Origin of the sequence: Candidatus Phytoplasma luffae (assembly GCF_018024475.1) — a bacterium.
Taxonomy (GTDB): Bacteria; Bacillota_I; Bacilli_A; order Acholeplasmatales; family Acholeplasmataceae; genus Phytoplasma; species Phytoplasma luffae.
Window position 1 is genome coordinate 703,756 of record NZ_CP054393.1, and the last position, 25,730, is coordinate 729,485.

General features: G+C 21.2%; 22 protein-coding genes and 1 pseudogene. 22 read left to right on the forward strand and 1 reads right to left on the reverse strand.

Annotation, left to right across the window (positions count from 1 at the left end):
* Positions 1–203 precede the first annotated feature (203 nt).
* From LFWB_RS03570 to LFWB_RS03620, 11 genes and pseudogenes are all read left to right on the forward strand, one after another.
* Positions 204–431 carry a hypothetical protein gene (locus LFWB_RS03570; protein WP_210954663.1) on the forward strand — a complete coding sequence of 76 codons (228 nt, stop codon included), beginning with the start codon at positions 204–206 and terminating at the stop codon, positions 429–431.
* A gap of 914 nt (positions 432–1,345) precedes the next feature.
* A complete protein-coding gene (gene pduL / locus LFWB_RS03575) occupies positions 1,346–1,933 on the forward strand; it encodes a phosphate propanoyltransferase (protein ID WP_210954664.1) in 588 nt (195 codons plus the stop codon).
* Positions 1,934–2,108: 175 nt separating this feature from the next.
* The gene (locus LFWB_RS03580; RefSeq protein ID WP_210954665.1) at positions 2,109–3,389 is read left to right on the forward strand and encodes an HD domain-containing protein; all 1,281 of its coding nucleotides are present in this window, start codon (positions 2,109–2,111) and stop codon (positions 3,387–3,389) included.
* On the forward strand, positions 3,382–4,194 hold the full coding sequence (gene rsmA / locus LFWB_RS03585) for a 16S rRNA (adenine(1518)-N(6)/adenine(1519)-N(6))-dimethyltransferase RsmA (RefSeq protein ID WP_210954666.1): 813 nt from the start codon (positions 3,382–3,384) through the stop codon (positions 4,192–4,194). Before LFWB_RS03580 ends, rsmA begins: the two co-directional genes overlap by 8 nt.
* Before the next feature lie 143 nt (positions 4,195–4,337).
* Positions 4,338–4,571, forward strand: a pseudogene (locus LFWB_RS03590) (SpoVG family protein); the annotation flags it as partial.
* 12 nt (positions 4,572–4,583) lie between these two features.
* Entirely contained in the window at positions 4,584–4,937 is a 354-nt protein-coding gene (locus LFWB_RS03595) for a SpoVG family protein (RefSeq protein WP_210954953.1), read from the forward strand.
* Positions 4,938–4,974: 37 nt separating this feature from the next.
* The gene (locus tag LFWB_RS03600) at positions 4,975–6,960 is read left to right on the forward strand and encodes a heavy metal translocating P-type ATPase (protein ID WP_210954667.1); all 1,986 of its coding nucleotides are present in this window, start codon (positions 4,975–4,977) and stop codon (positions 6,958–6,960) included.
* A gap of 1,039 nt (positions 6,961–7,999) precedes the next feature.
* Positions 8,000–8,203: a YneF family protein gene (locus tag LFWB_RS03605; protein ID WP_210954668.1), complete on the forward strand. Its 204-nt coding sequence runs from the start codon at positions 8,000–8,002 to the stop codon at positions 8,201–8,203.
* Positions 8,204–8,212: 9 nt separating this feature from the next.
* A complete protein-coding gene (locus LFWB_RS03610) occupies positions 8,213–8,560 on the forward strand; it encodes a hypothetical protein (protein ID WP_210954669.1) in 348 nt (115 codons plus the stop codon).
* Between the two features lie 52 nt (positions 8,561–8,612).
* The gene (locus tag LFWB_RS03615; protein ID WP_246454218.1) at positions 8,613–9,029 is read left to right on the forward strand and encodes an OsmC family protein; all 417 of its coding nucleotides are present in this window, start codon (positions 8,613–8,615) and stop codon (positions 9,027–9,029) included.
* Between the two features lie 359 nt (positions 9,030–9,388).
* Entirely contained in the window at positions 9,389–10,072 is a 684-nt protein-coding gene (locus tag LFWB_RS03620) for an ECF transporter S component (RefSeq protein WP_210954670.1), read from the forward strand.
* Between the two features lie 11 nt (positions 10,073–10,083).
* Here the strand turns inward: LFWB_RS03620 and recU are convergent, their stop codons facing one another.
* Positions 10,084–10,644, reverse strand: coding sequence for a Holliday junction resolvase RecU (recU, locus tag LFWB_RS03625; protein WP_210954671.1), 561 nt, complete (start codon positions 10,642–10,644; stop codon positions 10,084–10,086).
* 132 nt (positions 10,645–10,776) lie between these two features.
* Here recU and LFWB_RS03630 point away from each other — a divergent pair, with 132 nt between their 5' ends.
* The 11 genes from LFWB_RS03630 (at position 10,777) to LFWB_RS03680 (ending at position 25,727) form a co-directional block, all read left to right on the forward strand.
* Entirely contained in the window at positions 10,777–12,459 is a 1,683-nt protein-coding gene (locus LFWB_RS03630; RefSeq protein WP_210954672.1) for a ribonuclease J, read from the forward strand.
* Positions 12,460–12,501: 42 nt separating this feature from the next.
* Positions 12,502–14,202 (forward strand): ribonuclease J, encoded by a 1,701-nt coding sequence (locus LFWB_RS03635; protein WP_210954673.1) that lies wholly within the window; start codon positions 12,502–12,504, stop codon positions 14,200–14,202.
* A gap of 134 nt (positions 14,203–14,336) precedes the next feature.
* A complete protein-coding gene (locus tag LFWB_RS03640) occupies positions 14,337–14,663 on the forward strand; it encodes a hypothetical protein (protein WP_210954674.1) in 327 nt (108 codons plus the stop codon).
* Positions 14,664–14,754: 91 nt separating this feature from the next.
* Entirely contained in the window at positions 14,755–15,576 is an 822-nt protein-coding gene (gene mutM / locus LFWB_RS03645) for a DNA-formamidopyrimidine glycosylase (protein WP_210954675.1), read from the forward strand.
* 25 nt (positions 15,577–15,601) lie between these two features.
* Positions 15,602–16,810 (forward strand): DnaD domain protein, encoded by a 1,209-nt coding sequence (locus LFWB_RS03650; RefSeq protein ID WP_210954676.1) that lies wholly within the window; start codon positions 15,602–15,604, stop codon positions 16,808–16,810.
* A 20-nt stretch (positions 16,811–16,830) separates the two neighbouring features.
* Entirely contained in the window at positions 16,831–17,640 is an 810-nt protein-coding gene (locus LFWB_RS03655) for an ATP-binding protein (protein ID WP_210954677.1), read from the forward strand.
* Positions 17,641–18,066: 426 nt separating this feature from the next.
* On the forward strand, positions 18,067–19,098 hold the full coding sequence (gene pheS / locus LFWB_RS03660) for a phenylalanine--tRNA ligase subunit alpha (protein WP_210954678.1): 1,032 nt from the start codon (positions 18,067–18,069) through the stop codon (positions 19,096–19,098).
* A 50-nt stretch (positions 19,099–19,148) separates the two neighbouring features.
* A complete protein-coding gene (pheT, locus tag LFWB_RS03665; RefSeq protein ID WP_210954679.1) occupies positions 19,149–21,548 on the forward strand; it encodes a phenylalanine--tRNA ligase subunit beta in 2,400 nt (799 codons plus the stop codon).
* 29 nt (positions 21,549–21,577) lie between these two features.
* Complete coding sequence (rsgA, locus tag LFWB_RS03670) at positions 21,578–22,492, forward strand: ribosome small subunit-dependent GTPase A (RefSeq protein WP_210954680.1); 915 nt, start codon at positions 21,578–21,580, stop codon at positions 22,490–22,492.
* A 65-nt stretch (positions 22,493–22,557) separates the two neighbouring features.
* Entirely contained in the window at positions 22,558–24,378 is a 1,821-nt protein-coding gene (lepA, locus tag LFWB_RS03675; RefSeq protein ID WP_210954681.1) for a translation elongation factor 4, read from the forward strand.
* A 35-nt stretch (positions 24,379–24,413) separates the two neighbouring features.
* Entirely contained in the window at positions 24,414–25,727 is a 1,314-nt protein-coding gene (locus LFWB_RS03680) for an ABC transporter ATP-binding protein (RefSeq protein WP_210954682.1), read from the forward strand.
* Positions 25,728–25,730: the final 3 nt, after the last annotated feature.

The following is a 25,730-nucleotide window of genomic DNA, read 5'->3' on the forward strand; positions in this document are numbered from 1 at the left end:
TGTTCTTTTTTATTTTGCTTTAAATATTATTTATTAACGTTACTAGAAATTTATTACATATTAGGTAAAAATTATTTTTAAATTAAATATTTTATCATTATAAGAGGCATATTAATTGTTTTTTTATTTTTTTCGTCATAATTATTATTGATATTGATTTCCAAAAAATAATATAAATTTCGTGAAAAGGGAAAAATTATATTTTGATTACAAATATTCAAAACAAATCACTTTTAAGATTTGAATTATTTTTTTTGATATTTATTTTATTTTCAACAATTAGTAATATTAATGTTTTGAAAGCGACAGAAGAAAATGAAAATACAAATTTAGAGACGATGCAAACAGAAAATAAAGAATTGCAAAATAAAATAATACAATTACAGAATGAAAAAAAACAATTAGAGAAAGAAAACAATTCTTACCGATAATTAAAAGAAGAATTTAAAACATATTTGGAAATTCCAACAAATAAAGAAAAAATTCAACAAGAAATTAAAAAAAATAGAAGATGAATATAATCCAGAATTAAACACCGTTTTAACTAAAACAAATTTATTTTATAATGATAATACTATTATAGAAGTTATCAAAAAATTAAATCCTGATTTAAAAAATGAAGAAATTAATTTATCAAATAAACAAAATGACAAAGTTACAGTTTCTTCAACTAAAAAGTATAAAAACACAGTTGAAGTTAATTCAACAGTTAAAGCTTCAGAGGTGCCATCAACAAAAAAAGAATCAGAAGGTTCAAATATAATATTTATAATAGTTATATTTTTATTAGGTTTCCTCCTGTTTGCAGCAAAAAAACAAAAAATAATTAATAAAAAATAATAATATATTAAAAATAATAATTGATAAAATATATCAGTTTCTAAATAATTCTAATTTATAAAAATTTTTGGTATAGCTTGGATATGTAAAAAAATAATTTTTAAACAAAAAAAATATATTAATGTTTTAAATTTAAAAAATAAAAAAAATTATTTTAATAAAAAAAGATCATCTTTTTTAAAATAAAAGATGATCTTTTTATTTTGTTTTAATTAATATCTAATTAAGAATTGTTTTATAGGTTTTATGTTTTATATATAAAAGATGATTTTCATAAATAAAGATATTTAATAAATTATTTTTGGATAAGAAAATTATTTTTATAAGACTCTCAAAAATCATATTTGTTTATATATGAATTTATATTAAATATTTTTATTTTTAAAATATGTTATAATATATTATAATAGTTAAAAATTTTATTGTTTTTTGTATATAATTGAATAATTTTTCATTTTTTTTATATAATTTTCAAAATATAATGCAGGAGATAACAAGAATTTATATGAAATTTATAAAATTAGGTGTTTCTGGAAGACATGTTCATTTAACTCAAAAAACATTAGATATTTTATTTGGTTGTCAAAATTATCAATTAACTTTCTTTAAAAATTTACAACAAAAAGGTCAATTCGCTGCTGAAGAAAAAATTGATGTTATGAGTTCTTTAGGAAAAATTTTAAAAAATGTTCGTATTTTAGGCCCAAGTAGAAATATTGATCAAGTAGAAATAAGTCAAAGTGATAATGTTAGATATCAATTTAATGCTTGCGTTAGAAGTTCTGGTGATATTGTCGGTTCTGCTCCAGCTACTTTAATCGGTCCTAAAGGACAAGTAGAAATTTCTGAAGGAGTTATTATTGCTGATAGACATATTCATTTATCACCTGAAGATGCTAAAAATTTCAACGTTCAAGATGGTCAAATAGTTAATATTAAAATCAAAGGTATTAAGTCAGGTATTTTAGGAAATGTTTTATGTCGCGTAAATCCTACATTTATTTTAGAATGCCATTTAGATACTGATGATGCATGTTCTTTTTTATTAAAATCAGGAGATGTTGTAGAATTAATTAATGAGAGATTAGTTTAATTTTATTTTTATTAAATATTTATATTTTATTAAATACATAAATGTTTTTTTTTTATAATTAAAAATTTATTTATTTTTGGTTTTAAATTTTTTAAAAATATTGTTTATAAATTGTATTAATTTATAATATATAAATAAACGATAGAAAGAAATTTTTTAACAATATCAAATAATAATGAAATATTTAAATCAAACAAAAAAACAATCAGATATAACAATTGATAAAATTAAAAAATTACAAGTATTTACAGATCCTATTTATGGTTTTATTTTTATAGACTATGTTGTTTTAAAAAAATTAATAAATACTCAACCTTTACAGAGGTTAAAAAAAATAAAACAACTTAGTTTCGTTAATATTGTTTTTAATTGCGCCGAACATTCTCGTTTTAGTCATAGTTTAGGAGTGTATGAATTAGCCAGAAGGTTTATAGAAATAAATGAAAAAATGTTTAATAAAAGAGAAGAATTGCTTTTATTAACTACATCTTTATTACATGATGTCGGTCATGGTCCTTTTTCTCATGCATTTGAACAAATCGCGAAAATTAATCATGAAAGAAAAAGTGTTCAAATAATTAAAGAAAATCTAGAAATAGTTAGTATTTTAGATGAAATAGATAAAGATTTTAAAAATGATATCGCTGATATTATTTTAAAAAAAAGTAAATTCCCTTTAATTGAACAATTAATAACTAGTTCTTTAGATTTTGATAGATTAGATTATTTAAAAAGAGATTCATTTTTTTCTGGCATTAGTTACGGTAATATTGATGTTAATTATTTGATGAGAAAAATAGAAATAGATGATAAAAATCAAAATATTGTCTTTAATAAGAGTGTTATTTGTTCGATAGAAAATTATTTAATTAGTCGTTATCATATGTATTGTAGATTGTATAATAATAAAAAAGTTTTAGGATATACAGCTATTTTTATTAAATTATTTGAAAGAATAAATTATTTGTTTCATCAAAAATATGATTTTGAAAATTTAAAAAATAATGGTATTTTAACATTATTTAAAAAATTTATTGACTCTAAATCAAATGATATTTCTTTATATTTGCAAATGAACGATAATTATATAAATACTTTGATTATGTTTTTAAAAAATGAAAAAGATGCAATTTTAGTTAATTTATCTAATGATTTTTTAAATCGTAATATTTGGCTACATACTAAAGATGAAGAAAAAATCAAAAAAAAGTTTAATTATTCAGAGGAAGATAGTAGATATTATATTTATAATTATAAAAAAGAGAATAAAATTGATAATACAAAAAAAATAATTTATGACCAAAAAAAAGATAAAATTTTGATTTATGAAAATAATAAATTCGACAATATTACATTAGATAAAACAAATACAATTATAAAAAAATTGTTAGATGAAAAAATAAAAAAAACAGATTTTTATTTTTTTTATAGAGATAAAAACTTACATAATGAATAAAAAACATGTTTTTAAAAAAAAATATGGTCAAAATTTTTTAAAAGATTTGAATTTATTGAATTTCATAGTTAAAAAATCTAATTTAGAAGAGGAAAATGTTGTAGAAATAGGCCCAGGAAAAGGCATTTTAACACGTTTAATATTAGAAAAATCTAAAAGATTGTTAGCTTACGAAATTGATTCTGATTTGAAATGTTTTTTGAATTTTGGTTCTAATGATAAAATTAATATTATTTATGATGATTTTTTATCACGTGATTTAGAAAAAGATTTCGATAAATATTTTCAAGAAGAAGAGATAATTTTAATAGGAAATTTACCTTATTATATTACCACTCCTATTTTATTTAAGGTTTTATTAACTAAGCGAATAAAAACTTTTATTATTATGGTCCAAAAAGAAGTCGGTTTAAGATTAATAAGTCCTTCGAAAACCAAAGATTATAACGCTTTAAGTGTTTTAGTCCAAACTTTAACTAAAATTTCTAAAATAAAAATAGTTAACAAAAATATGTTTTTCCCTACACCTAAAGTAGATGGTATTGTTTTGAAATTCGATAAAATACATTTAGAAGAGAAACAAAGAGAATTTATTGAAACAGATTTTTTGAAATTTATTAAAGCATCTTTTCAACAAAAAAGAAAAAATTTATTAAATAATTTAAGTAAAAATTTTAATATTTCTAAGTCTCAAATTATATCTTTTTTAGAAAAATATCAAATACCTTCGAATATTAGAGCTGAAGAAATAGATATTGAAAGATTCCAAAAAATAACTTCTCTTTTTTTTGATTTTTTTAAGTAATGAAATTATCTATTTATAAAATATATTAAGTAAAAAAAATGTTTTCATAAATATTATGTTACTATATTTTATAGTGGGTAGTGAATTATAATAATTTAACTATTAAGATAAAAAAAATATAATAAGGGAATATATATCAAATGATGATTACTTACATAAAAGTAAATTTATATACTAATCAACAAAGTAGATTAAAAGCAATTGCATCTGTTACATTAAATAATTGTTTTGTTGTTCATAATATTAAAGTTATCGAAAGAGAAACAGGACTTTTAATAGCGATGCCTAGCATCAAAAATACTAAAGGTGTTTATGTTGATGTTGCTCACCCAATTAATAAAGAAACCAGAGAAATGATTGAAACAACTGTGAAAACCAAATTTCAAGAAATGATTGATACAAATGAATCAAAAATAGAAGCTGCAATTAATACAGAAAAAGAAGAAGAATTAGCAGTTACAAATGTAAAAGTTAATTTATATCCTAATAGCAAAACTAGATTAAAAGGTAAAATTTCTATTACTTTAAATAATTGTTTTGTTGTTCATGGAATTAAAGTTATTGATGGTGAAAAAGGTATTTTTATAGCAATGCCAAGTATTAAAAATTCCAAAGGTATTTACGTTGATATAGCACATCCAATTAATAAAGAAACAAGACAAAAAATAGAGTCTAGTGTGATTGAAGCTTTTCAAGAAGTGAACGAAAACCAAGAACAAGTTGTTGAAAAAGATATTTTTTAATTATTATTAAGAATTTATTAAAGAAAGTTGATTATTTATGAATAATGATTTTCGAAAATATAGAAAAAATAATTGTTGCTCTGAAAATCAAATATCATACAAAAGTATTTATTCTTTTTTTATAGGTTTGTTTATTTATTTTTTTATTTTTATCCCTTTAAATTCAGATTTAATATCTTTTGACAATCTTTGGTTATTTAAATGGTTTTTTGCTTTACTGATTCTTTTTTTAACAGGTTTCTCTGTTATAAAAGAAGGAATTGTTAAAGTTTATAAAGATAGTAAAAAAAATAAAAAAATAACATTTAATATACATATTTTGATGATTTTATCTTCTTTAGGTTCATTATATTTGAAAAGTTTAAATGAATCTGTTTTGTTAATTATTATTTTTGGAGGAGCTAATTTTTTAGAAGAATATGTAGAGAGCAAAAATCAGAAAGAAATAAAAAAACTTTTGAACATTATCCCTGAAAAAGCTAAATTGTTAAAAAAAAATAATGATTTTGAATTAATAAATGTTAATGATTTAGAGATAGGCGATAAAGTTTTAGTATTGAACGGCGAACAAATTCCTTCTGATGGTATTATTATTTCTGGTTCTTCTTCTATTGATGAATCTTCTATTACGGGCGAAAGTGTTCCTGTTGATAAAACAGTAGGTGATCGAGTTTTTGGTAGCAATATTAACTTAACTCAAACTTTAATAATAAAAATCATTACGAAAGCCGACGAAAATGTTTTTTTTAAAATAGTTGAAACAACTTATAAAATTCAAAATAATGTATCTAAAAAAGCATCTTTTATTAAAAAATTAGAACCTATATATGTCAAAATAATTATTTTCATAACCGCGATTGCGATTTTAGGCGGTTTTATAATAAATTTTTTTGAACTTTTTGGTCCGATAAAATATTGGGATAAGGATGGAATTTTTTATAAAAGTATAGTTTTTTTAACAATAAGTTCTCCTTGCGCTTTGATTGTTGCTGATATTCCTGCTTCTCTTTCTGCTATTACTCATTTAGCTAAAAAAGGTGTTTTACTTAAACAACATCAATCTTTGAGTGTTTTTTCAGATATCGGCGCTATCGCTTTTGATAAAACAGGCACTTTGAGCAAAGGAGAAATTCAGATTAATGATATTGTTTTTGATTCCGATATTTCAGAAGAACAAAAAACAAAATATTTAAATATTTTATCCGTTATGATTCAAGAATCGAATCATCCAGTTTCTTTTTCAATCAAAAAATATTTAAAATATAATTTTAAATTAGAATCTTGCTTAAAATTAAAAATTTTAAATGTTATAGGTGTAGGAATTGAATCGCAAGATGAATATAATAATAATTATAAAATATTTAAATATAGTTATTATAAAAATATCCCTTCGCAAATACAATCTAAAATAGACGATTTTTTTCAAGATGGAAACACAATTATTTGTTTTAGTCATAACGATAATATCATTATGATTATCGCTTTAAAAGATGTTATCCGATCAGAATCTCGGGATATGGTTGCATATTTTTCTAACAATAATATTATTACAACTATGTTGACGGGCGATAATGAAAAAGTGGCTAAAAATATTAGTTCTTATTTAGGTTTGGATTATGTTTATTTTGATTGTTTACCAGAAGATAAAAAAAAATATATTGATGTAATGAAAAAAAAATATCATAATGTAGCAATGGTGGGCGACGGAGTAAATGATGCTCCTGCTTTAGCTAATTCAGACGTTTCTATTTCTTTAAAAGAAGGAAGTGATGTTGCCGTCGATATTGCAGATATTATACTTATAAAAAACGATCTTAATAAGATAGTATATACTCATAAAGTATCTAAAAAATTAAAAAAAATAGTATGGCAAAATATTTTTTTCGCTATTACAACAATAGTTATATGTTCTATACTTAATTTTTTTTCATGTGTTAACATGGTAGCTGCAGTTATAATTCATGAAGGTAGTACTTTATTAGTTATTTTGAATTGTTTAAGAATGAAAAAAAATATAAATTAAATAGTTATCATAAAAGACAAAAAATTATTTTTAATTTTTTGTCTTTTTTTAATTAATAACATAAATTTAATATTTAATTTTTTAAAAAAGATAAATTTAATTTATAATATAATAAAGTTATTTTTATATCAAAATCGGAAAACACAAATATTTATAAAAATTAATAAAAATTTTTTTAATAGAAAATTCATTTTTGGATAATTTGATATATTTTTTATTTTAATAAATTAAAATAAAAAAATTGTTATTATCAAAGAAAAGAAGAAAAAAATTTCTTCTTTTCTTTGATAATAAATATAACATTTTATTTATTATCAAAAATGAAACACACTTTAAAAATCTCTCTATTTTCATTTATTTAAATGAAAATAGAGGGGTTTAAAGATAGAATAGATTAAAAAAAATTCAATAAAATGATTATTTATAAATTTGTATCAATATCGCATTTATAAAAAATGAAAATTATTTTTGATTTTTATTTTGATTAACCCATGAATATAATCAGAAAAGAAATTATTTATTTTTTTGATAAACTAATAAATCATTTTATTTTATTGATGAAGATTTTTTTAAAAAAAGATAATAAATAATTACATTTTTATTTTTTTTTAAAAAAATTTTTTAAAAAAAAGAAATATAGTATTTATTTTTTTTGTTAATTTAATTGTAATATTATTTTTTAAAGTTTTATTAATTTTCGATCATAACTTAATATTATGAAATTAATTTAATTTTTAGTTTTAAATAAAGATTTAATTTGAAGTGTTTTATATTATAATAATATTTTTCGACAAAAATTTACTATAATATAAATAGTATAAAAATATAAAATTATTATAAATTTATTTTTAATTTTTATTTTTTTATCTATTCCATTGTTCAAATTTTGTAATACTATTTTATTAATAACTTTTGATTTTAAATTTTATCAAATTTTTTATAATTTTAAGATATTATTTAGTTAATTTTAACATTAATAATAAATATAAATTTTTATTTGATAAAATTAAATTATAAAAAAAGGATAAGTAAATTAATTATGATTAATTTGTGGGGTTTTTTATTTTTTTTTATAGGTATTTTAGTCGGTGCGGTAATTACTTTTTTCTTTTTTAAAAAATATTTAACTAAAAATCCACCTATTACAGAAAAACAAATAAAAATGATGTTTAAGCATATGGGACGTAATCCAAGCGAAAAACAAGTAAAACAAATTATGTCTAATATAACGAACCAGAAGTAAATAAAATTTATGAATTGTGTAACACTAATACTATTATTTTTTTTATTTGGTTTATTTGTTTCCGTTTTGATGAATTTTTTATATAATTTTTTTGAAAAAAAAAATATAAAAAAATATTTATTAAAAATAAAGAATTTTGAAAAAGATTTGTTAAAATCTGTTGTGAATGAATACAAAGACCGAAATTTTCCTTTAACAAAAGAACATTTTATTACTAAAAAATGGTTACAGCTAGGAATAGTAATTAAATTAGAAGAAAATAAAAAAAATTCTTTGCAATTTATTTGTGTTTTAAATAAAAAAATTTTTAATTTAATTCAAAAAGATTTATTTTTGAGAAAAATATATTTAGGATAATGATATTTTTATTTATTTTTTTTATAAAACAGATACAGAAAGAAAACAGATTATGAGTGGATTTCAAATTATTGCTTACCATGAAGAAAAATTTCAAGACATTGGAATCATTAAAAATGGGTTAAAAACTAAAATGGTTTCTCCTTTTATGAATGATGTAGATGATTATAGTAAACCTAATGAACTTTTTTGTTTATCTTTGATTTTTTGTTTTTATAAAACAGCTACAAAAATAGTATCTATTAGAAAAGGAAAACCATTAGACGTTAAAGTTAAAATTTTATGCAAAACTTTAAAAGATCAAAAGGGATATTTTTTTCAAATTGATTTATTTTGTGGTATTAAAGATTTATCTATCGAAGAGACTAAAGCAATTACCGAATTAACTCATAAAAAATGCCCTATTTCTAGATTGTTAGAAGGATATCCTCAAATTAATTTATTTTCTGTTTCTTACGAACAAATTTAATTTGTCAAAATTCTTTTTTAAAAAATTTTTATTTTGTTAAAAGTAAAAATTTTTTAAAAATAGATAATGTTATTTATATTTTTTTAATCATTTTTTTATATTAATAATTTATATATTGGTTTATCGTCGGTATAAAAAAGTAAATTTATATTTGATATTTTTAATATTTAGTTAAATTTTTAATAAAAAATGAATATTTTTTTTGATAGATTAAATAAAATATTTTTATTTTCGGATAATTTTTTGGATATTGACTAAGAATGAATTATATTATGTTTTTTATAGAAATATTTATAAATATAAATATTTATGATGGTTGGAACAAAAGAAAGGCATAAAAAAATAAAAATAAAATAAAAATGAAAAAGTTTTTATTACAAAAAATAATAATTATTTCCTTTTTTTTATCAATTTCCTTTATTACAGAAATATTATTAACTAAGTTTATTTTGCAATCTCATAATTGCGCTAATTCTTTATTAAAGTTAGAATTATTACCACTTTATTTGATAGGTTTTTTAGTTGGTTTTAAATATAGTTTTTTTGCTAATTTGTTGTATACTATTATCCATATTATTTTTGAAAGTGGATATAGTTGGTCTTTTACTAATTTATTAAGCGGCAAGGAAAAAGGTTATATATATTTTTTATTTTTTTTCTTTATAATTCCTTATTTAACTTGTTCTTTAACAGGGTTATTTCGTTCTTGTGATAAAAAAAAATTAAAAAGTTTATATAAAAATAAAGATATTTTTAAGAGTATGATAATAATAACTATTATTCAAATCTTTTCTTATGCTTTATTTATTTCTTTATTTTATAACAAGGAATCGTTTGATTCGATCATTCATAAAAATGAATATCATCATGACCATGAGGAACACGAAAAGGAACATTCTATTTTTTCCATTCCAGATACTGGTAAAGGGCTTTTTTTATATCAGATGTTGGCGGTTTGTTTAAATAATTTAATTATTGGTGTTATTTTATATTTTATAAAATATATTTTAAAAGATAATATTGAATATTTTGATTTAGAATAAAATATCTATTTTTATATAAAATGATTAACTATTTTAATATAATCTAATTTAGGATAATAAGAAAAATTTATTTCATATAATTCTTTTTGGAAAATTTCATAATTTATACTTTTTTTAGTGTTTGTTTTTAAATAATTAATTAAAAATTCTATCGGCATATAAAAATATTTATTTTTTTTTTTAAAATTGATAATAAAAAATGATATACCGTTAAATTTTTTTATTTTGTCTAAAATATCTATTTGATGTGATGGCACATTAGATAAAGGGAAATTATTAAGATTATTAGTTTCTTTTGTATCAAAACACAAATATCGACCTTTATAAATGCCTTGATAATCAGGTAAAGATTTTTTATTATAATAAGCTTCTGTTATTTTCGCTTGTTGTCTTATTAAATATTTAACTTTAACTATTTTTATAGGAATTTCGTTTTTAAAAATCATAGCTATATTTTTTTCTCTATAAAAGTCATTAGTTAAATCAATATTTTGTTCTAAAGTTTTTCCTAATCTGGTTTTATTTATTATTTGGTTATTTTCTTTTTTTTTACTAAAAGGGTATTGAAACATTTGAGATTTTTCTTACTTTCTGAAAATTTTATATAAATTTATTTTTAAAAAATGATCGTAACATTCTATATTATAATTTTTTTTTGATATATTTTTATTTTTTTAAAACAATATAAACAAGGAGTTTTTGCAATGCAAGATATTGGTTTTTCTGTATTAGGCGGGGTAGGAGAAAATGGCAAAAATTTATATTTATTAAGGATTAAATCTTCATATTTTGTTTTAGATACAGGTTTAAAATATCCTAATGTTTCTTCTTTGCGCGGTATAGATTCTATTATTCCTGAATATACAGTTCTAGATAATATAAAAGATAAAATCAAAGGAATTTTTATTACTTCTGCTTTAGAAACTCATTGTGGTTCTTTGCCTTATTTGATTAAATACTTAAAAGCTCCTGTTTTTGCTTCTAATTTTGTTATTGATATTTTAAAAATAAATTTAGAACGAAATAATGATGATTTTTATAAAAAAGATGTCGTTTTTAAAGTAGTTAACGAGAATTCTTTAATTGATTTTAAAGATTCTAAAGTCTCTTTTTTTGGTATATCTCATTTTTTACCAGAAACTTTAGGTTTATCTTTTGAGACTACAGCAGGAAATATAGTTTATATTAGTGAAATGCATTTTTCACAATCTAAAAATTTAAATTTTCAAACTAATTTTTTATCTTTAGCTAAATTAAATACTAAAAAAGTTTTAGCTTTGTTGATATCTTCTCAAGGAGCTTTTAATGTCGGTACCCAAAATAAAGAAGAAATTTTAGAACATTATTTGAGTAGTTATTTTGCTAGTATAGAAAATAATATTCTTATTTCTTTTCTTATTCCAGATTTATTAAGAATACAATTAGTTATTGATATAGCCGTTGAATTTAAATTAAAAATTGTTTTATTAGGGGTTAAAAATGAACCGATTATAGATGTTGCTCTTAAAAAAGGTTATTTAAAAATTCCTAGTGATTATTTTATTAATTTAAAAAGAATGGAAGATTATTTAAAATATAAAAATTTAGTAGTTATTATAGTAGGAAAACGTTTTGAACCTTTGTATAGATTGCAAAGAATGTGCAAACAAACAGATCGTTTGATGAGATTAAATTCCAAAGATAAAATTTTATTATTATCTATAAATGTAACAGGAATAGATAAAATACAAGGAAAAACTTTAGATAGTTTGGCTAGAAATGGATTTTTAGTTGACGTACTAGTTAAGGATTTATTATCTACTTCTTATAATTACGAAGAAAATTTTAAATTAATTTTAAATTTATTACAACCACAGTTTATTTTACCTATAGCTGGCGAATATCGTCATCAATATCAAATGAAAAAAATGGCTAAAAATTTTAATTATCCAGAAGATAAAATTTTGATGTTAGAAAATGGTGATAATTGGGTTTACGATCTTCAAAATAAAACTCACATTCAAAAAAGTTTTTGCAAAAAAATAGGAGAATTTTTAATCGATGGTACTCCTGTTTTAGAAGGTAACGATTATATCATTAGAGACCGTGAAGTTTTAGCTAATGACGGTGTTATTATAATCACTTGCAACATCAGTTTAAGAATGAAAAAGATTTTGGGAAATATTGAATTTACTAGTCAAGGTTTTTTAGACAAAAATAAAATTACTCCAGTCATAGAAGATTTAAAAAAGATTTTTTATCAAAAAATAGAAGAATTTTTAGCAAATTATAAAATTTCTAAATGGAGCGAGTTTAAAAATTATTTAAAAGAAGAATTGATTAAATTTATCTATAAATCAACTAAAAAAAAACCAATTATTATTTCTGCTTTAATAATTGTTGATTAAATTATTTTTCCTAAATTTAATCAAAAAAAGAAAGGTGTTAAAATGGATTTATTAAAAAACATAGATAACGCTCCTGAAATTAAAAAAAGTGATATATCGTTTTGCGCTTTAGGCGGTTTAGGCGAAGTCGGAAAAAATATGTATGTTTTCGAAATCGAACAAAAAATATTTATTGTTGATTCTGGAATTTCTTTTTTTAGTGATTCTTTTTTAGGAATTAATTATGTTATTCCTAATTATGAATATTTATTAAAAAATGAAAATAAAATTGTAGGGCTTTTTATTACTCATGGTCATGAAGATCACATTGGTGGAATTCCTTTTTTACTAAAAAAAATCAAAATTCCTAAAATTTTTGTTTCTGGAATAGCTTATTATTTGATTGAAAATAAATTAGCCGAACATAAATTAAATAAATATATTCCTATTATGATTCGATATGTTGAAAGTTCTGAATTAAAATTTGAAAATACAGTAGTTTCTTTTATTAGAATGAATCATTCTATCCCTGATACTTTTGGTATTGTTTTCGAAAACAAAGGAAGAGTTCTTTTTTATACAGGTGATTTTAAAATCGATCATACTCCAGTAGGACCTTTAGCTGAATATGATAAAATATTAGAATTAAGAAAAAAAAATGTTTTATGTTTTTTTTCAGACTCTACCAATGCTCAAAACAAAGGAGTTATCGAATCTGAAAGTGAAATTGGAAAAACGATTAATCAACTTTTTTATAAAATAAAAGGAAGAATAATCATTGTTACTTTCGCTTCTAATTTTTATCGTATTAAACAAATTATTGAAGCGAGTATTTTGACTGGTAGAAAAATAGCTGTTTTTGGAAGAAGCATGGAGAAATCTATTGAGACAGGAATAAAAAATAATTATTTAAAAATTCCTAAAGATGCCATCATAGATAATAATAATATTGGTAAATATCCAAATATCACTTTACTTTGTACTGGTTCACAAGGCGAACCTTTAGCTGCTTTAAGTAGAATGGCGCATGGTATCCATAGACAAATAAAACTTATACAAAAAGATACTGTTATTTTTTCCTCTTCTCCTATTCCAGGAAATCAAGATAGCATTAATAAAATTTTAGATTTACTTTTTAAGATGGACATTGAAGTGATTACTCATGGAGCTGTTGTTAATACACATACATCAGGACACGCTAGTCAAAGTGATTTAAAATTATTACTTAATTTAGTTAAACCTAAATTTTTTATTCCTGTTCATGGCGAACATATAATGTTATTAACACATAAAAAATTAGCTTCCGAATGCGGAGTAAAACCAGAAAATACTTGTGTTTTAGATAACGGAGATGTAGTTGAAATAGATAATGAGTATATTAAAAAAGTTAATAGAATAGATTCTAAAAATATTTATATTGATGATGCAGGAACCGAAGATTTAGGTAATAATATTTTGAAAGAAAGAAAAATTTTAAGCGAAGAAGGTTTATTTTCGATTATTATAAGTTTAAATTTAAAATATAAAAAAATATTAAATTTACCTATGATTTTTTCTCGTGGTTTCATTTATATGAAAAGTAATAAAGAGTTAATGAAAAGATTAACTTTAGATATAAAAAAAAATATTCAAAATTATTTATTAAAATTTGATAAAATAAACAAAAATCATTTAAAAAAACATATCATTGATTTTATAACTCCTAAAATATTAGAATTAACTTTGAGAAAACCTATTATTATTCCTATTATTTTAACAATATAAAAAAAATTTAGTATAGTTAAAAGTTTAATTTTTTTTATATATTAAGTTATAATAATAATATAATTATGATTTTTTTAATATAAATTAGTTAATATAGATTATTAAAATAATAAAAAGAAAGTTTTGTTTTATATATGATAAAGAAGAAACAAAATATAAAAAAGCCTATTTTATTAAATAATTTTGTTATAAAAGTTCAAAATAGATATATTGATACAGAAAATCAAAAGAAAAAAAGAGAATGGTTTACAACAAATTTGGAATTTGTTTTTGAAAATGATGATTATTATATAAAAGAAGCAATAATTAAGTTTGATCATATTGATGATGATAATCCAGAATTTTTTTTACAACCAGGACAATTTATTAAAGTTTTTAATGGTAAGTTAAAATTTTGTGAGAATTGTAATGAAAAAAATATTTTAATAATTGATAAATTTCAACAAGAATACGAACGATAAATAAAAACTATCTTTTATAGGTGGTTTTTATTTTTTTATTTATTATATTTCGAATATTATATTTCAGAAAATTAAAAGGTTTTATAAAAATATGCCAGAATTACCAGAAGTAGAATCTACTATTATTAGTTTGAAACAAAAAATACTTGGAGACGTTATAAAAGAAATAAATATTTTTTATCCTCCTTCTTTCCAAAGTGTTTATAATTTAGAAGCGCTAAAAGATAAAAAAATTTTAGATATCCAAAGAAAAGGCAAATTTTTGTTATTTTTTTTAGAATCTGATTGGGTTTTAGTTGGTCATTTTAGAATGGAAGGGAAAATATATATTAATTTTTTAGATGAATGTCGACAATTGCATAAATATGAAAATTTTAGAATAATTTTAACAGAAAATAGAGTTTTACGATATTTTGATTTTCGTAAATTTGGTCGTTTTGTTTTATACAAAAAAGAAGATTATTTAATAGCTAGTGGTTTAAATCAATTAGCTTTAGATCCTTTTTTAATTGATTTCGAAAAATTTTTTCAAGTAATTAAAAAAAAGAAAATAGCTATTAAAAAAATTTTATTAGATCAAAAAATAATTTCAGGAATAGGGAATATTTATGCTAGTGAAATTTTATTTTTAGCTAAAATTAATCCAGAAACTTTATCTTGCGATCTCAATAAAGAACAAGTTAAAAATATTATATCAATATCTAAAAAAGTTTTGAAAAAAGCTATTGAATTCGGTGGAACTTCTATCAGCACTTTCGAAGCCGTAGGTAAAAGAGGTTCTTATCAACAAAAATTGTTAGTATATAGAAAAGATAAACAAAATTGTGTTTTTTGTTCAGAAGTTATCCAAAAAAAGAAGATAGGTGGAAGAAGCACTTATTTTTGCCCTCAATGTCAAAAAAATATTTTATAATTTTATATAAAAAAGAGGTGATTTTTTGTTATTTTTGGAAAAATTTAGTATACAAAATGATTTTTTTTTAACAGAACAAGAACAAAAAATTTTATTTTTTCTTTATCAACCTTTAACAGGGGCAAACGTTTTAGCACTTTATAATACTTTGTATTTTTTGAAAAAAACAACTAATTCTCAATTTAATTATAGTCATCAATTTTTATTTGATTTATTAAATATTGATGATGTTATTTTTACCAAATATAAAGAAAAACTCGAAGCGATAAATTTATTATCAACTTTTCAAAACGATAAAAAAGAAACAATTTATTTAATTAAAAAACCTTTAAATTATGATGAATTTTTACAAGACCCTATTTTGAGTCAATTTTTATTAAGCGAAGTAGGGGAAGAGATGTTTTTACAATTACAAAATTTATTTACCCCTCTTTTAAAAGAAAATATTATTTCGGAAAATTATAAAAATATTAGTAAAAATTTTTCTGATGTTTATTGTTTTCGTCGAATAGATGTTAAAAAAGATATTATTAAATTTTCTCATAAAACAAAAAATAATAGTAATTCTTTTTTTCAAAAATATTTTAATTATGAAGAATTCATGGATAAATTAACTCCTAAATTTAAAAAACCTTTTTTATTAGAGTGGAAAAATATAGAATATATAACAAAATTAAGTTTTATTTATGAAATTAACCCTGTTAAAATGGCTAAATTATATAAAGAATTTTTTCGTGATAACGAAGATAATAATGCAGATTTAAATAATTTTAAAATTTATATTAAAAACAAATATTTAAAAGATAATGTCCGATTAACCAAAGTAAATAAAAAAAATATAGATAACGAAGAAAACGAAATGATTTTTTATTTAAAAAATTCTCACCCTAATAGAATAATTAGTAATTTTATGAAAAATACTTATATTTGTTTCGATTTATACGATATAGCTTTTGAGTTAATCAAAAAAAATAATGTTGATATAGGGATTATTAACGCCTTATTTATGTATATTTTTAATAAAAAAAAGAAAGATGATAAATTTCCTACTTCTTATAATTATTTTAAAACTGTTTTAGATTCATGGATGAAAAAAGGAATTGTTACAGTAGAATCCGCTTATAATTTTTTAACAGAAGATAAACAATTTTGGAACGATAATAATAAATTTAATAATAAAAATCGTCCTCAATGGTTCGATAAAATGAGAAAAGATTTAGGTTTTAAAAATTAAAATAGGTGGTTATTTTTATTATGTGTTCTATTTTTGAATCAAATTTAAAAAAAATGAGAGATTTTATTCAAAAAAATAAAGAAACTAAAGATTTAAAAATGAAAGATGAAGAGGTTATTATAGTTTATAATTATTTACATAACAAAGATAAAAAAAATATTCCAGGTTATAAAATGGTTTTGAAAAAAACTCCTACTATTACTATAATATATCAAGCGACTCATGAATCTGAACAAATTGAATTTGAAAATGAATTATATCGAAAACATCTTTTTTTTAATCATAATTTCAATTTAGATAATTTTTTATTAGCGGATTTCAAAAAAGATTCAATCATAAGAAAGAAAGTTTTTACACATGTCAAAGATATAATTAAGAATTTTTCCAAAATAGAAAAAGGTTTGTATTTGTATGGCGGAATAGGAACAGGGAAAAGTTTTCTTTTAAAATGTTTAGCTAAAAATTTAATTGAAAAAAAAATTCCAATATTATTTATATATTTCCCAGACTTAGTAAGACAGTTTAAAAATATTTGGGCTAATAATGATATTATAGAAAAAAAAATACATTTATTAAAAAATATTTCTTGTTTATTTTTGGACGATTTAGGTTCTGAAAATATGAATATTTTATTTCGTGATGAAGTTTTATTACCTTTATTACATTATCGTTGTGAAAATAAAATGCCCACTTTTTTCAGTAGTAATTTTGATTTGGAAAGTTTAGATAAATATTTAAATTCTTTTACAGATTATAGCAACGGAATTAAAGCTTTCAAAATTATTTCAAAAATTAAACAAATGACTTTTTTATATAATTTAGATTTGTGAAAAAAATATTATTTTTTTATTGTTTAACAAAATATAAAAATAAATTATTTTTATCATAAATTATATATAATAATACTATATATTAAAGATACAAACGATATATTAAACGACAGAAGATATTTTCGTTATGAAAAAGTAAAAATATTCTGTTTTTTTATATAAAAAATATATAGTTAAAGATATTAAAGTTTTTTATTAAAAACGAAATAAATAATTATAAAAAAATATTTTTTAAATAATTAAAATTAGTATTTTTTATTTCATTTCTATATATTTATTAATTTTTTTAAATGAACGAAATGTTTATATAATAATTTTTATTTTTTAAATTTAACTGTTATAAAATAAATATTATATTTTGTGTGATTTAAGAAAATAAATAAAAATTATTATTGATAAATTTAAAAGAGAGTAAAAAATTGTTTAATGTACACAAATATAAATGAATTAAATAAAATCTTAAAAGAATTAGAAGATAAATCTATTGCAGAATTAAAAAAAATTTCTGATTTAAATAATTTAACTAAATTAGAAACAATTTATATAGGAAAAAATGGTTATTTTTTTGATATTTTGAAAAATGTAGATAAATTTGAAACCCAAACTCAAAAAGAAATGAAAAAAAGATTTTTTTTAATTAAACAAAAAATAAATAATTTATTTAAAGAAAAAAAATTTTTTTTAGAAAATGAAATTTTGAATCAAAGATTACAAAAAGAAGAAATAGATGTAACTATCCCTTCTTATAAATTTCCTCAAGGATGTAGCCATCCTTTGAACCAAACCATTCAACAAATAGAAAATTTTTTTTTAGGATTAGGTTATTCTCTTTATGAAGGTACAGAGATAGAGTCGGATCTTTATAATTTTGAATTATTAAATATCGGCAAAGAGCACCCTTCGAGAGATATGCAAGATTCTTTTTATTTAAATATTAACCCTGAGTTGTTATTGAGAACTCATACTTCAAGTTTTCAGATTCACAATATGTTAAAAAATAAAAATAAATCTTTAAAAATTATTTCTTCAGGTAAAGTTTATAGACGAGATAAAGACGATGATACTCATAGTCATCAATTCACTCAATTAGATGGTTTCGCTATCGGTCCAAAAGTTAATTTGATAGAATTAAAACAAACTATAGTATCTTTTATTCAACATATTTTTGGAGAAAAACAAGAATTACGCTTTCGCCCTTCTTACTTTCCTTTTACTAAGCCAAGTTTTGAAGTGGATTTAGTGATTACGAATAAAGATCAAAAAAAAGTTTATTTAGAAATTTTAGGCGCTGGATTGATGCATCCTCAAGTTTTATTAAATGGGGGTTTTGACAATTCTAAATATACTGGAATAGCTTTTGGTGTAGGTATCGAAAGAATTACTATGTTGAAATATAATATTCAAAATATTAGACATTTTTATAATAATGATATTCGTTTTTTAAACCAATTTATTTAAATGATATCCGATATGGATATATAAAAATTTAAGGATGTATTTAATAAATCATGATAATTACAGAAAAAATTTTGTTAGAATTTTTTTCTATCAATAATTATAATTGGAACGAATTAAAATCATTAGTTAACGATCATATAACTGAAATAGATAAAACATATAATTTTGAATTTGAACCATATTTAGTTATAGGAGAAATTATTGATTTTAAAAAAATTACTGGTACTAAAAAACTCTCTTTAGTGACTGTGAATATTAAAAATGATGTTTTGAATATTGTTTGTGGCGCTTCTAATTTAGAACAAGAAACAAAGAGGAAAGTAGTAGTTGCTTTAGCGGGTCATTATATAAAATCAACTAATACTTTGATTGAAAATAAAAATATTTTTGGTATAGATTCAAAAGGCATGCTTTGTTCTGCGGAAGAATTAGGTTTAGATCCAATTTTTTTAACAGAAGAAGAAAAAAAAGGTATTTTATTTTTAGATAATGAAGCTACTGTAGGGGCAAAATTTTCTGATTATCTAGTTTTGCAAGGCGGTTTATGGAAATTAAGTATAACACCAGATAGAGGCGATTTATTATCTTACTTAGGTTTTACTAAAGATTTAAAAATTTTATCTAATGATGTTAATAAATTACAATTTCATCATAATTTATCTCGACCGATTGAAAAAAATATTAAAAACCCTTTTGAAATTGAAATCATGAACGAAAATTGTTCAGAATATAATGTGCTTTATATTAAAAATATCGAAGTCAAACCATCACCTTTATGGTTAAGAAATTTACTTTTTATACATGAAATAACTTCGGTTAATAATATCATAGATATCACTAATTTATTGTTAATTAAATATGGTATTCCCATAGAAACGTTTGATGCTTCTAAATTAGATGAAAGAAAAATTCAAATCAGAAGCGCTCACAAAGAAGAAATATTTGTATGTTCTAACAATAAAAAATATAACCTAGATACGACAAATTTAGTAACAGTCAATAAAAATAATATTCTATCTTTAACAGGGATAATAAATTCTCAAAAAAATAACATTCATTCCCAAACAAAAGAAATTATTATAACTACTACTTTATTAAATTCTTTGAATATTTCGAAAACTTCTAAGAGGATGAATATAGAAAATGAAAAAACTGCACGTTTAGTTAAAGGTATTGATCCTTCTTTAACACAAAAAGTTTTAGATTATTTTGTTATTTTGTTAAAAAAAATAGAACCCAATTTAAAATTAAAAATATCTAACATTAAACATGTTCAAACTCAAAATTTAACGAATCCAGAAATTTATTTTTCTTTAGATGATTTATATAATAAAATAGGTATTTCTTTTTCTCAAAAAGAAGTAATAGATTTTTTAACTAGATTAGAATACGAAATACAAATAATAAATGATAATTGTTTAAAAGTAAAAGCACCTTCAAGACGTCATGATGTCAAAATACCAGAAGATGTTTTTTCTGATTTAGTTAGGGCTTATAGTTACAAAAAAATTCAACAATCAGAATTAATTAATTCTTCTCATGTTTTAATAGAGAATTCAAAAGAAAAAATATATCAAATAAAACATCTATTATCTATTTTAGGTTTTTTTGAAGTCATTAATTATAGTTTAGTGAATGAACAAATTTTTAATTTATTTCCGCATTCATCTGATTATATTAAAGTTATAAATCCTATTTCGCAAGAACAATTAATTTTAAGACAACATTTGGGCGGAAGCATTATTCAAAATTTGAGTTATAATCAAAAACATGACAATTATAATAATTCTTTTTTTGAAATAGGAAAAGTTTATTATCCTGAAAAAGAAAAATTACATTTATCGTTAGCTTTAAGTGGCTATTTAGGGAAAGAAAATTGGAGCAATTCTCATATAAAAAGTTCTTTTTTCGTCTTAAAAGGAATTTTAGAAAAAATAGGATTATTATTGGGTATTGATTTTCAATTTAAAAAAAGTTCTCTTTATTCTAATCTTCATCCTGGAAAACAAGCTGATATTTTATATCAAAATAAAAAAATTGGTTTCATTGGTGAACTTCATCCTTCTTTAGAAAAATTATATTCTTTAAAAACGAGTTTTATTGCGGAAATAGATTTAGAAAAATTATATTTAGAACATTCTAAAAAAAATATTTTTCAAAATATTTCTAAATTTCCTTCTATTATAAGAGACTTAAGTTTTTGGGTTTCTAAAAAATATTCTTTTGAAAACATTAAAAAAACTTTAATAGAAGATATGCCTGATTTTTTATTACAATGTGAACTTTTAGATATTTATGAATGCCCTAAAATATCTTCTGAAGAACATTCTTTAACTTTTAATTTTATTTTTAACGATCGAAATAAAAGTTTATCTCATATAATTGTTAACGAAATAATGCAAAAAATAGAAAATAAGATAAAAAAGATTTACAAAGTTAAAATAAGATAATATAATCTCATGTATGGAGAAAATAGTCATTGCGTAAAGGTATTGTAATTGAATTTTTAATAAAAGAATATGTTGTTGTGGATTTAGAAAAGAAAAACAAAATTCAAGCTCAACTCAAAGGGAAAATTAAAAATCATGATTCGCATAATCAAACAGATCAAACATTAAATTATTCTAAAATTAAAATTGGAGATCTAGTTTTGTATGAATCCAAAAATGATAAATTTTTAATTGATAGTATTTTACCACGAGCTAATTCTTTAGATAGACCTAATATTAGTAATATTACTCAAGTTTTTTTAGTGTTTTCTTTAAAAGAACCTAAATTTACATTTAAATTATTAGATAAATTTTTATTAATTTTGAAAAAAAATAAATTAAAAATTATTTTAATTTTTACTAAAATAGATTTAATAAATTTAAATGAATTAGCTTTATTTCAACAAAAAATATCTTATTATACAAAATTTTTTTCTATTCATTATATCGATAATAAAAAAAGAATAGGATTAACAAATTTATACCCCCTTTTAATTAATGAAATCACTATTTTAGCTGGTCAAACAGGCGTAGGAAAATCTAGTTTAATTAATGCTTTTACTTCTCTTAATTTAAAAACTCAAGAAATTTCTAAGCATTTAAATAGAGGAAAACATACTACTAAAAATTCTAAATTATTTTTTTTTCATGAAGGATATATCGCTGATACACCAGGATTTTCGAAATTAAATTTATTAAATTTAGAAGTAGAAGAGATTAAAAATTTATATGATGATTTTTTAATTTTTTCTGAAGAATGTTTTTTTAAAAATAGTTGTTTACATATTAACGAAGACAATTGCAAAGTCAAAGATGTTTATCAAAAAGGATTAATTTCTCCTATTCGTTATAAAAATTATGTTTCTTTTGTAGAAGAAATTAAAAAAAAGAAAAAAAAGAGATAATTTTCTATATTATGGCTAGTTATATATTTAAATAATTATTTTTAAATTAAAAAAAAGGTTTGAGTATGAAATTAGAAGAAATAAATCAAAGAAAGAAAAAAATTCGTAATTTTTCTATTATCGCACATATAGATCATGGAAAATCCACTTTAGCAGATAGAATTTTAGAAATGACAAATACCATTACTAAAAGAGAAATGAAAAATCAGATTTTGGATTCAATGGATTTAGAAAGAGAAAAAGGTATTACGATTAAATTAAATACTGTTTCTATTCATTATAAACATGATAATGAAGAATATATTATGAATTTAATTGACACTCCTGGACATATTGATTTTAATTACGAAGTTTCTCGTTCTTTAGCTGCTTGTGAAGGGGCTCTTTTGATAGTAGACGCAACACAAGGAATTCAAGCACAAACTTTAGCTAATGTTAATTTAGCTGTGGAAAATAATTTAAAAATAATTCCTATTTTAAATAAAGTAGATTTGCCTGCCGCAGATATCGAAAAAACTAAAAAAGATATTCAAGATAAACTTAATTTAGACTTAGAAAATATAATTATCGCAAGTGGAAAAACAGGATTAGGCGTTCCAGAAATTTTAAAAAGTATTGTTAAAAATATCAAACCTCCTAAAGGTGACGTCAATAAACCTTTACAAGCTTTAATTTTTGATTCTGTTTTTGATTCTTATAAAGGGGTTATGCCTTATATTAGAATTTTTAATGGAATGATTAAAAAAGGAGATAAAATTCGTTTTATTTCCAGCCAAGCTACATACGAAGTTATGGAAGTAGGGATATTCACCCCTAAACCTGTTAAAAAAGATTTTTTAGCAGTTGGAGATGTAGGTTATTTATACGCTTTTATCAAAAATATTGATGATGTAAGAGTAGGCGATACTATTACTTTAAGTCGTGATCATCAAGTTGCCGCTTTGCCAGGTTATCGTCAAGTTAATCCTGTTGTTTTTTGTGGTCTTTACCCTGCAGATTTAAAAAAATATAATCATTTAAAAGAAGCTTTACAAAAATTAAAATTAAATGATTCTTCTTTGGTTTACGAAAAAGAGAGTTCTAAAGTTTTAGGTATAGGTTTTAGAATTGGTTTTTTAGGACTTTTACATATGGAAATTACACAAGAAAGAATTATGAGAGAGTTTGATATTGAAATTATCATCACTGCTCCTTCTGTAATATTTCATATTTATCAACCGAATAATAAAAAAATTATTATTGATAACTTGTCTAATTGGCCTACTAATCAATTAATAGAACGTATAGAAGAGCCTTATATTAAAGCTTATATTACTTGTCCTGAAACTTATATCGGCGCAGTTATGGAAATTTCTCAAAATAAAAGAGGACAATTACAAGATATCCAATATTTATCTCATAATAAAGTGGTATTATATTATTTATTACCTTTGTCTGAAATAATTTATAATTATTTTGATAAATTGAAATCTTCTACTAAAGGTTATGCATCTTTTGATTATCAAATGGACCAGTATTACGAAAGTAAATTAAAAAAAGTAGATATCTTATTAAATTCAGAAATAGTAGAGGCTTTGTCATTTATTTGTCATGAAAGTTTTGCTTATTACAGAGGTAAAGCGATTTGTCAAAAATTAAAAGAACTTATTCCTAGACAAATGTTTGAAATAGTTATACAAGCGGCTTTAGGAAAAAAGATTATCACCAGAGAAACTATTAAAGCTATGAGAAAAAATGTTATTGATAAATGTTATGGCGGCGATGTAACTCGTAAAAAGAAATTATTAGAAAAACAAAAAAAAGGTAAAAAGAAAATGAAATCTTTAGGTAAAGTAATGTTGCCACAAAAAGCCTTTTTAGCGATTTTATCTAGTGGTGATAAATAAAAATAATTAATCTATTTTTTTAGAAAGGTCTTAATATGACAACCTTAATAAAATTAAAAAACATTTCCAAAGTTATAGATAATCGAATAATTTTAAATGATATTGATTTAGAAATTAAAGAAAATGAATTTGTAACTTTATTAGGACCTTCTGGATGTGGTAAAACTACAATTTTAAGAATTATTGGTGGTTTTGAAGATTTAAGTAAGGGTGATATTTTTTTTAATAACCAAAATATTACAAATGTTCCGCCACATAAAAGATTAATTAATACAGTTTTTCAAAAATATGCCTTATTTCCTCATTTAAATGTTTATGAAAATATCGCTTTCAGTTTAAGAATCAAAGATTTAAATAAAAAAGATAATAAAGAAAAAAAGAAATTAATAGAAGAGAGAGAAAAAGAATTAAAAAAAGTTACAGAAGAATATATAGAAAAAATAAATAAAATTAATTCTTTTAAAAAGTCAGAAAAAAAATCTTTTTTCCAATCTTTTAAATCTCTTTTTATAATTACTAATCCTGTTTTAAAAAAAATCCAAAAAGATTTTCAAAAAGAAAAAAACCAAATAAAACAAAAATACGCTCAAAAATTATTAATTTTGCAAAAAAACATGCTATCTCCTAAACAAAAAGAAGATTTTATTAGAAAAAAAGTATTATATTATTTAAAGTTAGTAGGGTTAGAAGGTTTAGAAAAAAGAAGTATCGATAAATTATCAGGCGGCGAACAACAAAGAGTGGCTATAAGCAGAGCTTTAATCAACGAACCTAAAGTTTTGTTATTAGACGAACCTTTAGCAGCTTTAGATTTGAAATTAAGAAAAGAAATGCAATTCGAATTAAAAAAAATTCAAAGACTTTCAGGAATTACTTTTATTTTTGTAACTCATGATCAAGAAGAAGCTTTGAGTATAAGCGACAAAATAGTTGTTATCAATAAAGGTCAAATTCAACAAATTGGAACTCCTGAAGATATTTATAACGAACCAGAAAATAAATTTATAGCTCAATTTATAGGTGAATCTAATTTAATTTCTGGTTATATGAAAAAAGATTTTTTAGTTTGTTTTGATGACAAAGAATTAGAATGTGTTGACTCAGGTTTTAAGTCGAATCAAAAAGTAGATATTGTAATTCGCCCAGAAGATATTGATATAACTTCTTTAGATAAATGTTTGTTTGAAGGAGTTGTTGAATATATTTTATTTAAAGGTGTTCATTGGGAAGTGATTGTGAAAACTAAATATCGTGAATATATTATTCATACTACTGATTTTGTTAATAAAAAAACTAAAGTAGGTATTAGTTTTAATCGCGAAGATATACATGTGATGGAAATATGGTGATCT